The sequence below is a fragment of the Bacillus sp. FSL R9-9497 genome, from assembly GCF_038005805.1.
Classification (GTDB): Bacteria; Bacillota; Bacilli; order Bacillales; family Bacillaceae_G; genus Bacillus_A; species Bacillus_A cereus.
This window is the reverse complement of record NZ_JBBOTY010000001.1, coordinates 3,933,661-3,945,984: the sequence shown is the minus strand read 5'-3', so window position 1 is coordinate 3,945,984 and position 12,324 is coordinate 3,933,661. Positions and strand designations below refer to the sequence as shown.

The window sequence follows — 12,324 nt, the reverse complement described above, 5'->3', positions numbered from 1 at the left end:
TTTCGAAAATCTGTAACAATTATTATGAGTTGTTAACAAAGAATTAACAAATATGTTAAGAAAAATCAAAATTTTAAAACAAATACACCTATAAAATGATATAATCATATCAAAATACATATAGGGGATGAGAGGTTATGGAGCTTATCCGTGATTTGTTGATTCAAATTGCCATCATAATTTTGCCACTATTTTTATATGAAGCGATTCGTTTAAATCGCTATCAAGAAATGCCTCCGAAGCCAAATCGTTACTTTATTATGTTTTTATCTAGCGTTACGCTCGTTCTCTCCATGACATATTCTATTTGTTTTGGCAATGTGTGCGGGTATAACTTTCACCCAATTCCAATAGTCAGTGGGTTTTTATATGGTGGGATTGTTGGTTTAATCCCAGCGGTTATTTTTGTTGCATATGAATGGTTACTAAAGGGAATGAGCTTTCTTCCGGTTGTAGAAGTAATATTTCTATTAATAGTTCCGCTATTTTTATCAAAGAAATGGTCTCTTTTTTCAAGGGATAAGAAATTAATTTTAGCATTTATGATTTCATCATTTTATGTGCTTGTTTCTTTAGTATTAGGCATGATTAATGTTCTTTTGGAAACAGGATTTACACCGTATATTTCGCAAATATATAGCGGATTTATATTTGCCTCGCTTATCATGGTCATGACAATGGTATTTCAGGTGTATTTAACTGAATATTTAAATGAAAATGCATTGCTACGTACAGAGATGCAAAAATCAGAAAAGCTTAATATTGTAAGTGAGTTAGCAGCAAGTGTGGCACATGAAGTTCGAAATCCACTAACTGTTGTTCGTGGGTTTATCCAATTACTAGAAAGTACGGAAGATGTGAAGAATAAGGATTATATGAGTCTCGTATTAGCTGAATTGGATCGGGCGGAACAAATTATTTCAGATTACTTAAATTTAGCAAGGCCGCAAATTGAGAAAAAAGAACACATTTGTTTATCAGCCCAATTAATAGAAATGACCACTCTCATGTCGTCATTTGCAGCGATGCAAGGTGTGTATTTACAAGTTGAAATTTCAGAAAGTCTTTATACGATTGGTGATAAGACAAAATTGAAGCAAGCTATTATGAATGTTGTTAAAAATGGTATTGAAGCAATTCAAGGAAATAAAGGATATTTAAAAGTAACAGCTATTCAAAAAGACGAAACAATCATAATAAGAGTTAAAGATAGTGGTGTTGGTATGACGAAAGAACAGTTAGCAAGGCTTGGGCAACCATATTATTCTTTAAAAGAAAAAGGGACAGGATTAGGGCTTATGGTAACATTTAGTATTTTACAAGCGCATAATGGTACATTGGAATATAAGAGTGAAAGTGGAAAAGGCACTGAAGCAATTATTATATTACCAGCTGTACAAAATAAGGAATAAAAGTTACCGATGGAAGGTAACTTTTTATTTTATATTGTTTATTCATTTGTTTTTTCTTGTTTTGCTCGGCTAAATAAACTTTTAAATGATTGAAAGAAGCTTTGCTCTTTTGAGGCAGCAACCATTCTTTTTGTTTCTTGAATTTCTCGAATAACTTGCATAAGCTGTGCATCACGGTTACTGTCCTTGTTATAAATTTGACTAACAAGTTTATTCATTTTTTCTTCCTGTTTGGATTCTCGTTTATACATATGATTCATTAATAAGTCCATCTTTTCTTTTTGCAGTGCATCTGTTTGAGCGGCGTGATCGACTAACTCTTGAAGCATTTTTTCTTGAGAGCCTTCTTTTACATAAACTTGTTGCATCAATTCGTCTAGTTTCTCATCCTTTAAACGATTTTGTGTAATTAGAGTAGAATTTTGATGAATAATTGCTTCATTTAATTGAGCTAGCATTTCAAGTTTTAACATGAACTCCTCAAAGTTACGCCCATCTTCTTTTTCTTTCGTTTGTATCTCTTGCTTATCTTGTATAACTGGTACAGGCGGGGCCTCTTTTTCTTTTAAAATAATCGGTATCGTTTCTGAAATATCTTCTTGTAATGTAGCAGCTCTTTCGTGTATAGATTTCAATAGTTTTAAATCATCAAGTTTATAAATACGAGCATCAGCTGTTTTGGAAATCATATAACCATGTTCCTCTAACAGCTGACTATATTTGCGAACTATATGTTTTGGGATGCCTGTTTTATTCGTGACATCTTTCGTTTTATAGGTAGCTTCCATCATATTTCCTCCCCAAAAAGTATCGTATATATCATTTCAATCTTTTATGAGGACTTCCTTTGAAAAAGAATGTCGGAAGGCTATTAGTTTTCTACAGCATTAGTGAAAAAATGAAAATTTTTGGCGGAATGGCAAGGAATAACTAAAATAATGTCTGAAAACATATACAGGAGAAGTTTGTTATAATAACGGAGGAAAAGAAACTGGTAGAAACATGGAGGTATACATGAAGCAATTAAAAGGTATTATCATTTCAATTATCGCAATTCTGTCTATTTTAGTGGCAGTTTATGAAGTACTTGTGCCAGAGGAAACAAGTGTAAAGAAAACAAATACGTATGATCAAGTGTTAGAATTTCCGAAAGAACGTTATCCAGAGACCGGAAAACATATTACGGATGCTATAAAAGAAGGGCATTCAGAAGTTTGTACAATCGATCGTGGTGGTGCTGCAGATAGAAGGAAATTGTCGTTAGCACCATATCCATCAAAAAAAGGGTATGATCGTGATGAATGGCCAATGGCGATGTGCAAGGAAGGCGGAAAAGGAGCACATATTGAATATATAAGTCCGGCGGATAACCGCGGAGCAGGCTCTTGGGTAGGGAATAAGTTAGATAAATATCCAGATGGTACGCGAGTAAAATTTGAAGTGAAGTAGTAGTTGTACATTTCATAATGAAGGAGAAGGGGAACTATGGAGTTAACGATTTCTTATTCGCAATTAATGTTGATGAACTATGACGGTGAGCAGCCTTATGTAGACTGGACTGATGAAGATTTTGAAAGAGGTTATGCTAAGGCAGATGGAACTGTTATTTTTGAAGCACTTTCAGATTATACTTGTGAAGTGAAAGTGACCCCAGGGAAACATATTGAAAAAGAAGAAGTAGTTAGAACGATTACGGTTCCTTTTACAGTTGAAAATGAAAGTATCGTTATAACGAGTATTCTTTCTAATAAATTTCAAATACCTATTCCAAATGGTGAGTATACAGTTGTCTTACAAGCAATTCCTCTTGAAGAGCCAACGGATGATGAATTATATAAAATACAATACGAATTCTTTTTTGAAAGTAAAGAATAAAAAATGGGTTATCCTGAGAAAAGGATAACCCATTTTTGTTATGCGTTTGTTTTTAAAAGGGAACGAGCATCTTTCGCTGCTTGCACCATATGTTCTAAAGCTGGAATAACTTCTTCTGTTCTTCTCGTTTTTAAACCACAATCAGGATTAATCCAGAAATATTTAGGATCACATACTTCTAAAGATTGTTCTACGATCTTATACATTTCATCTTTACTCGGTACACGTGGGCTATGAATATCATATACACCTAGGCCGATGCCTTTTTCATATGTTGTATGTTTTAAAGTATCAATAAATTCTCCGTGACTTCTTGATGTTTCGATAGAAATTACATCTGCATCTAATGCGCGAATCGCGTCAACAATATCTTCGAAGTTACTGTAACACATATGAGTATGAATTTGTGTTTCATTTGCTACAGAAGAAGTTGCTAAAAGGAAGGATTGTACTGCCCATGTAATATAAGCATCCCAATCTTTTTCTTTTAGTGGCATTCCTTCACGAAGTGCGGGCTCATCGACTTGGATTACTCTAATTCCGGAAGATTCAAGTAGTTCAATTTCGTGACGAAGAGCTAGTGCAATTTGATACGAAACTTCTTTTCTTGGAATATCATTTCGAACGAAGGACCAATTTAAAATTGTAACAGGTCCGGTTAACATTCCTTTTACAACTTTCTCTGTTAAGCTTTGTGCATAAACTGTTTCCTTAATAGTCATGCCGTTAATAAAGGCTACATCACCATAAATAACAGGTGGTTTTACGCAGCGGGAACCGTAAGATTGTACCCAACCGTTTTTAGTGAATGAGAAACCAGCAAGGCGCTCACCAAAATATTCGACCATGTCAGTTCTTTCAAATTCACCATGTACAAGTACATCAAGCCCAATTTCTTCTTGGTAACGAATCCACTTTTCTGTCTCTTTTTCAATAAATTGTTCGTATTGTTCATTTGAAATAACACCGTTACGCCATTCTTTTCGCGTTTGACGAACTTCAGTTGTTTGCGGGAAGCTACCAATGGTCGTTGTTGGTAATAGCGGTAACTCCAGGGCAACTTGTTGTAATTCGTATCGTTTTTCAAATGGAAGAGGGCGTGAAAAATCTTCTTCTTTTAGTGCTGTTCGTGCTGCTTTGACATCTTCTCGGTTACGAGCAGCAGATGACCGAATTGTATGATGTACGTTTCGATATGTTTCCAGCTCATTATTAATGCTTTCTGTACCTTGAGTGAGAGCGGAATGAATAAGAACTAGCTCTTCTAATTTTTGATTTGCAAATGCTAACGCATCAAACAGCTCAGTCGATAAGTGAGTTTCTTCTGTTTTATCGATTGGTGTATGCAATAAGCTACAAGAAGGTTGAACGATGATATCTTTCGTTTGGACTTGTTTTTGTAACGTTGTAAATAACGCAAGTACTTCATCAAGGTCAGCTCTCCAAATGTTACGGCCGTCTATACAACCGACAGCTAAAGTTTTATCAGCTGGGAATCCATATTTTGAAATAGCATTTAAATTACCTTCTTTACCATGAATGAAATCTAATCCAATACCGGATACCGGGAATGTAATAATTTCTTCATAGTTTTCTTCTACGCTATCAAAATATGTTTGTAAAAGAAGAGTCGCATTTGGAACTTCTTTACGAATAGCTTCATAAATTTCTTTTGCTTGTTGAACTTCTTCTTTCGTTAAAGAAGCGAAAATCGGTTCATCAACTTGAATGGCTTGTGCCCCAGCTGCATGTAGTTCTGAAAGCAGTTGTACGTAAGGTGCAACTAACTGTTTTAAAATGGTGGGAAATTGTTGTTGTGTATAGCCTTTAGCTAATTTTAAGAAAGTATATGGTCCTAAAATAACAGGCTTTCCATCTACTCCTAATTCTTGTTTTGCCTCTTCGTATAAGCGAAGTGGACGATTATCTTTTAAAGAGATTTGTAATCCCTCTTCATATTCAGGAACGATATAGTGATAGTTTGTGTTAAACCATTTTGTCATTTCGGAAGCTACGTGATCTTTAGAGCCACGCGCCATTGCGAAATATACATCAAGGTAAGATGTAAACTCAGAAAAGCGTGATGGAATAAATCCTAGCATATAGGCAGTATCCAAAACGTGATCATAATATGTAAAGTCGCCAATTGGAATGAGTTCAATCCCTTTTTCTTGCTGTACTTTTACGTGTTGAAGGCGAATTTCTTTCATTGTTGTTAAAAATTGTTCTTCATCGATTTTATTGGACCAAAATGCTTCCAATGTTTTTTTCCACTCTCGTTGTAGTCCGATACGTGGATAACCTAAGTTACTTGTTTGAATTGCCATTTTAAATTCCTCCCTAATTGAAAGTAAGCATTTCCGTTTACTAGGAAATACCTATAACAAAAAGTACAAAGGCATAGAAAATAAGCCTTCCTTTTTGTTTTAACACCTCATCATCATCCGTGAATCTATCAGTGTTGTTAAAACAGGCAGGTCTCCTGACTTATGCTTCATATAATTTCTTTCACCTTCCCGTTTTCACAGTGGTACTAAAAAGAAATCTCAGCATTTACAGTGGCGGGACCGTGTTGGAGTTTCACCAAGCTTCCCTTTTAAACACGAAACGAAACTTTCGTGTACCTATTTTCCTTTTGAAAGGAATTTAACAAGCGATATGATATTGAAACAAATTCTAACACAATTTTTGGAATTTTGTCTACTGTTTTGAAATAAGAAAATTCTAAAGTTTTTTATTTCTTATTATTCTGAGTTTTTATTCTGAAGTAATTAATAATAGTACAGTATAAAAAGAGAAATTGAGCTATGAAAGAAGTAGGGATGTCTTCTTTCATAGCTCAATTTTCATCTATAGCAACTTCTGAAAGTCGGCCTGCTATAGCATCTTTAAGGAGAGTGTTTAGCCATTGTAATTCAACTGTAATATGCTCAATTACACTTTGCAAAATATATAGTTGTGCACGTGGAACCTTTCCTTTATTACAATCATATATCGTTTGCATAGTATGTAAATATTGAAGAGTATCGTTTTTCTTTTTTTCTAAAATAGGAACTAATTCGTGATCATTGCTAAAGTGAGCGAAAGATAAGGCTGAATAAATAGGTTTATATATTTGGTTTTTGGCTTCGAATTGTTTTAATAGTAAAGTGTGGAATAGTTTTTTGCCTTCTTCTGTTATATGAAAAATCGTTTTGTCAGGTCGATTTGTGTCTCTAATTACATTTGTAATATGAATTGCGCCTTGCTTTTCTAATTGCTCGAAGGCGTAATAAAGTGATCCTTTAGCATATTTAATGTAACAATCCATTTGTCGTTCTTTCATAATATGCTGCACTTCATATGGATGTTTATCTCCTTCGAGTAGCAAGCCGAGAATGACTAATTTCATGCTCATGCTGTCTCAACTCCTGTATATAAAAACTTTATCCAGTAAGATCCCCACCCAAAAATTCAGCGGAAGCAAAGAAGTTAGGTGGGGATTAACTGCCCGTAAAAGCCCGATTGGTGAGGGCTAATAATCAGTGGGGGATGAACACCCCCCACTGATTAAAGTTTCACTTTATACATATTATAAACGGCATATCCTTTTTCATAAAGGAATATGCCGCTTCTTTTTTATATTAACTAACTTGCTTTTGTTTTTCTTTCTTTTTAGGGCCTGTAAAGAGGCGTTCATTTCCCATAAGTAAAATACAAATAATACTTAGTACAGCCGGGATGAGTGCCCAGAAGAATGTATTCGCAATAGATGTAGCGAGAGCTTCTTTAATACCCGCTAATACTTCAGCAGGAATTTTTGCGGTAGCGCCTGGTGATAATAAGAAACTTGTGTCTCCGCCTTTTGGAGCTAACTTTGCTAGTTCAGGTGGGAATACAGAGTTTAGTTTATCTGTAAAAATATGATTTTGAATTGTACCGAAAATCGTTACACCAAGAGTCATACCGAGTGATCGGAAGAATGAGTTTGTTGATGTCGCCGAACCACGGTCCCGCATTTCCAACTTGTGAATAGAAGACATACTTAATACTGAGAATGAGAAGCCAACACCAAGCCCAGCGAGAATCATAAATAGTGTTACGAGTAAACGAGGTGTGTCCATTGTTAAAGTACTTAATAAATAAATACCAAGAACGAAGAAGACACCAGATACCATCATAATGTTACGATAGCTTGTTCGAGAAGCTAATTGTCCTCCTGTTTGACTTCCAATTACAGAACCAACCATCATTGGTGTTAAAATTAATCCAGCATTAGAGGCGGAACCTCCAAGAACGCCTTGAATGAAGATTGGAATATAAACTGTACAGATAATAAAAGCGGCACCATAGAAAAAGGCAACTCCTTGGCTAGCTGCGAATAAAGGTTTTTTAAATAGATGGAACGAAATAATAGGCTCGGTTGCTTTTCGTTCTACAAAGAAGAAAATAATAAGTGTAATAAATACTGTTGTAAATAAGCCAATAATTACAGTGGAATTCCAGGCATATTCTTTACCACCAAGTTCTAATGCGAACATTAAGCAAACGATACTTATGACAAGTGTAATAGCACCAGCCCAATCAATTTTTTGTTTTCTAAATTCTAGAGACTCACTGTAGTATTTAGTAATGAAGAAAAAGGAGATAAGTCCTAATGGAATATTAATATAGAAGACCCAATGCCAACTTATGTAGTCAGTAATATAAGCACCTAATAAAGGACCGAATACACTAGATGTCCCGAAAACAGCACCAAATAGCCCTGTCATCTTCCCGCGTTTTTCTGGTGGGAAGATATCATACATAATTGTGAAGGCGATAGGCATAAGGGCACCACCACCGATACCTTGAATAGCTCTATAAATACTTAATTGCTCAATACTTGAAGCTGTTCCGCAAAGAGCAGAACCGAATAAGAAAAGAATGAGGCCCCCAATATAAAAACGTTTCCGCCCGTACATATCAGAAAGTTTCCCGAAGATAGGCATCCCTGCCATTGTTGCTACCATATAAGCTGATGTGACCCAAACAAACTTATCAAATCCTCCTAGGTCTCCAACGATTGTTGCCATTGCGGTTGCAACGATTGTATTATCCATTGCGGCCATTAATATACCAAGCAGTAAACCAGCAACAACAAATTTTGTCTTGTTGGCGTCTTTTTTTAATGGTTGAGTTTCCAAATATAACCCTCCTTTAGAAATAAGTAAACTATATTAAGTTTTGAGTGCAGTGGATAAAAAATTTTAATGTATAGTTGATTTTAATTTCTTTTCCATAAGTGCACTGATATGCCATAAAGAATATTATAGTCAAATTTGACTATAAGGCAAACTTTTTCTTCCGTCAAAATATTCTTTCGTATGAGTAGAGAACGAGTGAGCCATACTGAATATTGCTATAAAGGAAATGAAGTAAATTGTAAAAAAATTTCATAAAGAACACCTTCTGTTAATAGATGAAAAATGGTTTTTTCTTCATATTGTCGAATAGGATAAAAGGAAGAGAAATATTAAAGATTGCTTGTAGCAAGCTTTAGTAATTTGGGGAATTCATTGTGTGTATGTTACATCTGAAATGAGGTGAATATATATTATGAAAATATGGGGACGAATTTCGGATACAGGAAAGTATTCAATACCGCTACAACCAGTATTGTGGATTGACGGATCGAAAAAGGAAAACGAATTTCCTCAAGTAGCCGTTACATTACAAATTGGTAGTATGTATACAGAACAATTTTCGTATGAATTGACCTACGATGTAAACGACATACTTATTATGCGAATTGAAGTGGAAAATAAAGGGGTAGAAATGATTTCGAGAGTCGTTGTAAGTCATATGATTCGAGATTACTTTGCTTATATTCCTAATTCTTTAAAAGTTGATAGGGGGATAAGTGAGTTTTTATTCCAGCTTGTTAGATGGCGAATTGATGAATTGTTACCGAATGAGAAGGTGGAACTACGTTGTAAAATAAAAGCTAATAAAGATAAAGCTCTTAAACAAACATTCTTTCAGGCTACATATACATTTCAAGATAAAGAGATATCATATGGCCCACTGCAAACAAATGAAGTTGTTGTGCGTCAATGATAAAAAGGAACCTGTACAAAAGGTTCCTTTTTTAGTGAAGGTTGTGTTTTTTGAGTATTTTTTTTTGCTCCATTCCTTTTTTTCCTACATAGTTATTTTTGTAGCCAAAGTATAGAATAAATAAAAATGAAACAACATTAACAATAGCGTCGATTTGATCGTTTGTAATAAAGTGTATGCCGAAAGAGGTAAATAATAATTTTAATGATAATAGAAAACCAGCTAGTAAACGCATAGCATCTGATAGATTCTCTTTTTGTAGCATATAGATTACTCCTTTCTATAAAAGTTATATTATATATATATGAAATAGAGTAGAAAAGGTATACAAGCTTAAGCAGAAATGTACATTGCATATGTACATTTTTTATTTTGTAGAAAAACATTATTGATATAGAAACATATATTGGTATAAAAGGGGGGAAAGTATGAAACATAAAGGGAAAATTAGTGGATTATTGCTTGGCAATACTGTGGCAGTTACAGAATGGATTGCACTTCAGGATGTAATTGCAAAACTGGATTCACGATCATTTTATACCGTCTTTATTATTTATATATTGCAAATGATACTAAGTTATTATTTTGGACATTGGTACGATAAAAGAGCGAACGAGCGTATGGGTATGGAAGTAGGAGGAATGGCAAGCAATGATTTTGTTGTTGATTTTTTTGGGAAAGTAGCTGCTTTATCTGAAAGAGATTCTCGTAATATTACAGTGTACATTCTTTCTGTAAAAGAATGGGAAGGATTAAAAGACACGTTGCAAGAAAAAAAGTTGGGAGTGTTAGTACAAAAATTAGAGAGTACCATTGTAAAGACAATTCGGAAGGGCGATGTTGTTACAAAGTGGGATGAAAATAAGTACGTTATTGTAGCAATTGATAATGGTCATGAAACATCAACAATAACAAAACGATTAATGAAAAATATTGAAAGTGAAATAGAAGGTGATTTACTCAGTGTCACTCTTTTATTTGGAGCAGCTAGCTATCCAGTAGAAGGAAAAACGTTTGAAGAACTGTTGAGAAAGTCGCAAAATCAATTGTACCAGTATAGAAATTTGCAAGAAAATGAGTGAAGCTTTGATTTGAAGATATATGATAGGAAGATGTTTTATTTGTAACATTTTTTTGACTTTTATTACAAAAAAACGCCACGTTTGTAATAAAAGTCTTTAAAAATATATGAAATAAGCATATAATTATGATGGTAGTGTCAATGCAATTTGCACAGTGTGTTTTATTTTAAAAGTGTAGAGGAAAGCAAGCTCTACACTTTTCCTTTTTAGGAAATGAAAAGAATATTTGTAAGTTGTTGCGAGATATTGATTGTACTGTGTAAAATGAACAAAGAGATTAATTGATAGAAAGCTGGAAAGGGAATGATAGACGTGAGAGCGGAGCGATCACCTTTTATCAGGTGAACTATTATAGTCTTATTAAGACTGAGGTGAAATTCCGTGGACATTAAAGTAATACATAGTGTGAACAGGCCTTAAAAAACACGAAGTAGTATACTTAAAGATGGATATGGAATTGCTAAATAATTCAAAAAGAATAATGTAATATCAAGTAATAATTTGTACAAACAATATTAATGATCTTCGTAAAAAAGATGCGAGTGTATAGAACAATTACATATTTTATAACTTTTTTATATTACACGATGGTCGTTTATAAGTAGGAGGAAGAGATGTTGAAATATAGTAAATTAGCAATTGTAACTGCATTATCAATGATTTTATTAGCCGGTTGTTTCGGTCCGAAACCAGAAGAAGAATTATATGTAGCGTTTGAAAACGCTGCTAAACAAGAAAAAACAATGTTTGAAGATGCAAAAAAACTTGAGACTTTAGAGAAAGAAGGACAAGAATTATATAACCAGATTGTTCAAGAAGGAAAAGATAATAATCAAACCGTTAAAGAAAAACTGAATCAAGCAGTGAAAAATACAACTGAACGAGAAAAAGTGCTTGCAAAAGAAAAAGAAGTTTTAAATAAAGCGCAAGAAGAAGTGAAGTCAGCTGATAAGTATGTGAAGAAAATTGAAGATAAGAAATTGAAAGATCAAGCTGATAAAGTGAAAAGCACGTATGAGAAACGACACGATTCATTTAATAAAATGTATGACAGCTATGACAAATCTTTAAAACAAGAAAAAGAGTTATATACAATGTTACAAGATAAAGGTACTAAATTAAAAGATATTAGTGAAAAAGTAAAAGTAGTAAATCAATCTTATAAGGATATTGAGTCAGAAAAAGATAAATTTAATGAATTCACAAAGTCTTATAATACAGAAAAAGTAGCTTTTTATAAACAAGCAAATATTAAAATTAAAGAAGAGAAAAAATAAAACAGTTTGGCCTACACTTGGCCAAACTGTTTTATTTTTTTGTATAAGTACGACTATACCATGGAACAGGTTCACTTAATTTTTTTTCTTGTTTTAATGCTTCAGGACCAATATAATCTTGAATTGTTTTTTTTGCCACTGTTAAAGATAAGGTTGTTTTCGGATTTCGATAGGAGGATTCAAGATGACCAAGATGCGGTAGAATTCGAAAATCTTCTTTCGTAGGAGGGATGTGGAAAAAATAATCGCCTAAACGTATAAGGACATCAGATTGTTGTTGGCTAAAACGTGGGTTTCTAGAAAAATGTAATCCTTCTTTAATTGCTTTTTTTTCAGCAATCAAACGTTCTAAAGCTGTCTTTTTTAACCAGTATAAATATTTAGGATTAGTAGCTGCTTTAGCATGACGATTCACAACGAAAATAGATTGAGCTAGTCGATTAATAGAATGTTGGTTTTGTAATTGAGATTGTGGTTGTGAAGGTTTCATATTGAATCTCCTTTCAATTTTTCATTATTATACCATAAATAAAATAGGTATTTATTATACGCAAAAAGTGATTGTATATATTTTCAATATTAAAGCAATATTGTTACAAA

General features: G+C 33.6%; 12 protein-coding genes and 1 riboswitch. Of the genes, 6 read left to right on the top strand and 6 right to left on the bottom strand.

Translation table 11 applies throughout. The features are described 5' to 3' along the window. Nucleotides 1-137: 137 nt before the first annotated feature. Nucleotides 138-1,412 carry a sporulation sensor histidine kinase KinB gene (gene kinB, locus MKY21_RS20180; RefSeq protein ID WP_016118571.1) on the top strand — a complete coding sequence of 425 codons (1,275 nt, stop codon included), beginning with the start codon at nucleotides 138-140 and terminating at the stop codon, nucleotides 1,410-1,412. Between the two features lie 38 nt (nucleotides 1,413-1,450). Here kinB and MKY21_RS20175 read toward each other — a convergent pair whose 3' ends face one another. Beyond that, the gene (locus MKY21_RS20175) at nucleotides 1,451-2,200 is read right to left on the bottom strand and encodes a DUF3967 domain-containing protein (protein ID WP_000388471.1); all 750 of its coding nucleotides are present in this window, start codon (nucleotides 2,198-2,200) and stop codon (nucleotides 1,451-1,453) included. A gap of 226 nt (nucleotides 2,201-2,426) precedes the next feature. Here MKY21_RS20175 and nucA point away from each other — a divergent pair, with 226 nt between their 5' ends. Both nucA and comJ read left to right on the top strand, forming a co-directional pair. Next, the gene (gene nucA / locus MKY21_RS20170) at nucleotides 2,427-2,861 is read left to right on the top strand and encodes a DNA-entry nuclease (protein WP_000811494.1); all 435 of its coding nucleotides are present in this window, start codon (nucleotides 2,427-2,429) and stop codon (nucleotides 2,859-2,861) included. 36 nt (nucleotides 2,862-2,897) lie between these two features. Next, nucleotides 2,898-3,287, top strand: a complete 390-nt coding sequence (gene comJ / locus MKY21_RS20165) for a competence protein ComJ (protein ID WP_000424030.1) — start codon at nucleotides 2,898-2,900, stop codon at nucleotides 3,285-3,287. A 38-nt stretch (nucleotides 3,288-3,325) separates the two neighbouring features. Here comJ and metE read toward each other — a convergent pair whose 3' ends face one another. The 3 genes from metE to MKY21_RS20150 all read right to left on the bottom strand — a co-directional run bounded on the left by metE (nucleotide 3,326) and on the right by MKY21_RS20150 (nucleotide 8,452). Next, nucleotides 3,326-5,614, bottom strand: coding sequence for a 5-methyltetrahydropteroyltriglutamate--homocysteine S-methyltransferase (gene metE, locus MKY21_RS20160; RefSeq protein ID WP_001007614.1), 2,289 nt, complete (start codon nucleotides 5,612-5,614; stop codon nucleotides 3,326-3,328). Nucleotides 5,615-5,742: 128 nt separating this feature from the next. Next, a riboswitch (cobalamin riboswitch) is annotated at nucleotides 5,743-5,930 on the bottom strand. A 196-nt stretch (nucleotides 5,931-6,126) separates the two neighbouring features. Then, entirely contained in the window at nucleotides 6,127-6,684 is a 558-nt protein-coding gene (locus MKY21_RS20155; RefSeq protein WP_000062063.1) for a PadR family transcriptional regulator, read from the bottom strand. Nucleotides 6,685-6,910: 226 nt separating this feature from the next. Next, entirely contained in the window at nucleotides 6,911-8,452 is a 1,542-nt protein-coding gene (locus MKY21_RS20150; RefSeq protein WP_000449899.1) for an MDR family MFS transporter, read from the bottom strand. A 412-nt stretch (nucleotides 8,453-8,864) separates the two neighbouring features. On the opposite strand from MKY21_RS20150, the gene MKY21_RS20145 reads away from it, so the two are divergent. After that, on the top strand, nucleotides 8,865-9,365 hold the full coding sequence (locus MKY21_RS20145; RefSeq protein ID WP_000708122.1) for a hypothetical protein: 501 nt from the start codon (nucleotides 8,865-8,867) through the stop codon (nucleotides 9,363-9,365). Nucleotides 9,366-9,396: 31 nt separating this feature from the next. Here MKY21_RS20145 and MKY21_RS20140 read toward each other — a convergent pair whose 3' ends face one another. Then, a complete protein-coding gene (locus MKY21_RS20140) occupies nucleotides 9,397-9,630 on the bottom strand; it encodes an SPP1 phage holin family protein (protein WP_000939448.1) in 234 nt (77 codons plus the stop codon). Between the two features lie 163 nt (nucleotides 9,631-9,793). Here MKY21_RS20140 and MKY21_RS20135 point away from each other — a divergent pair, with 163 nt between their 5' ends. After that, nucleotides 9,794-10,447 carry a diguanylate cyclase domain-containing protein gene (locus MKY21_RS20135; RefSeq protein ID WP_000680811.1) on the top strand — a complete coding sequence of 218 codons (654 nt, stop codon included), beginning with the start codon at nucleotides 9,794-9,796 and terminating at the stop codon, nucleotides 10,445-10,447. A gap of 614 nt (nucleotides 10,448-11,061) precedes the next feature. Further along, on the top strand, nucleotides 11,062-11,724 hold the full coding sequence (locus MKY21_RS20130; RefSeq protein ID WP_000922482.1) for a YkyA family protein: 663 nt from the start codon (nucleotides 11,062-11,064) through the stop codon (nucleotides 11,722-11,724). 31 nt (nucleotides 11,725-11,755) lie between these two features. Here the strand turns inward: MKY21_RS20130 and MKY21_RS20125 are convergent, their stop codons facing one another. Then, nucleotides 11,756-12,214, bottom strand: coding sequence for a YkyB family protein (locus MKY21_RS20125; RefSeq protein ID WP_000804862.1), 459 nt, complete (start codon nucleotides 12,212-12,214; stop codon nucleotides 11,756-11,758). Nucleotides 12,215-12,324 lie beyond the last annotated feature (110 nt).

Excerpts from the sequence above, each read along its gene's own strand:
- kinB (WP_016118571.1), top strand. The coding sequence starts at position 138 with ATGGAGCTTATCCGTGATTTGTTGATTCAAATTGCCATCATAATTTTG.
- MKY21_RS20175 (WP_000388471.1), bottom strand. The coding sequence starts at position 2,200 with ATGGAAGCTACCTATAAAACGAAAGATGTCACGAATAAAACAGGCATC.
- nucA (WP_000811494.1), top strand. The coding sequence starts at position 2,427 with ATGAAGCAATTAAAAGGTATTATCATTTCAATTATCGCAATTCTGTCT.
- comJ (WP_000424030.1), top strand. The coding sequence starts at position 2,898 with ATGGAGTTAACGATTTCTTATTCGCAATTAATGTTGATGAACTATGAC.
- metE (WP_001007614.1), bottom strand. The coding sequence starts at position 5,614 with ATGGCAATTCAAACAAGTAACTTAGGTTATCCACGTATCGGACTACAA.
- MKY21_RS20155 (WP_000062063.1), bottom strand. The coding sequence starts at position 6,684 with ATGAGCATGAAATTAGTCATTCTCGGCTTGCTACTCGAAGGAGATAAA.
- MKY21_RS20145 (WP_000708122.1), top strand. The coding sequence starts at position 8,865 with ATGAAAATATGGGGACGAATTTCGGATACAGGAAAGTATTCAATACCG.
- MKY21_RS20140 (WP_000939448.1), bottom strand. The coding sequence starts at position 9,630 with ATGCTACAAAAAGAGAATCTATCAGATGCTATGCGTTTACTAGCTGGT.
- MKY21_RS20135 (WP_000680811.1), top strand. The coding sequence starts at position 9,794 with ATGAAACATAAAGGGAAAATTAGTGGATTATTGCTTGGCAATACTGTG.
- MKY21_RS20130 (WP_000922482.1), top strand. The coding sequence starts at position 11,062 with ATGTTGAAATATAGTAAATTAGCAATTGTAACTGCATTATCAATGATT.
- MKY21_RS20125 (WP_000804862.1), bottom strand. The coding sequence starts at position 12,214 with ATGAAACCTTCACAACCACAATCTCAATTACAAAACCAACATTCTATT.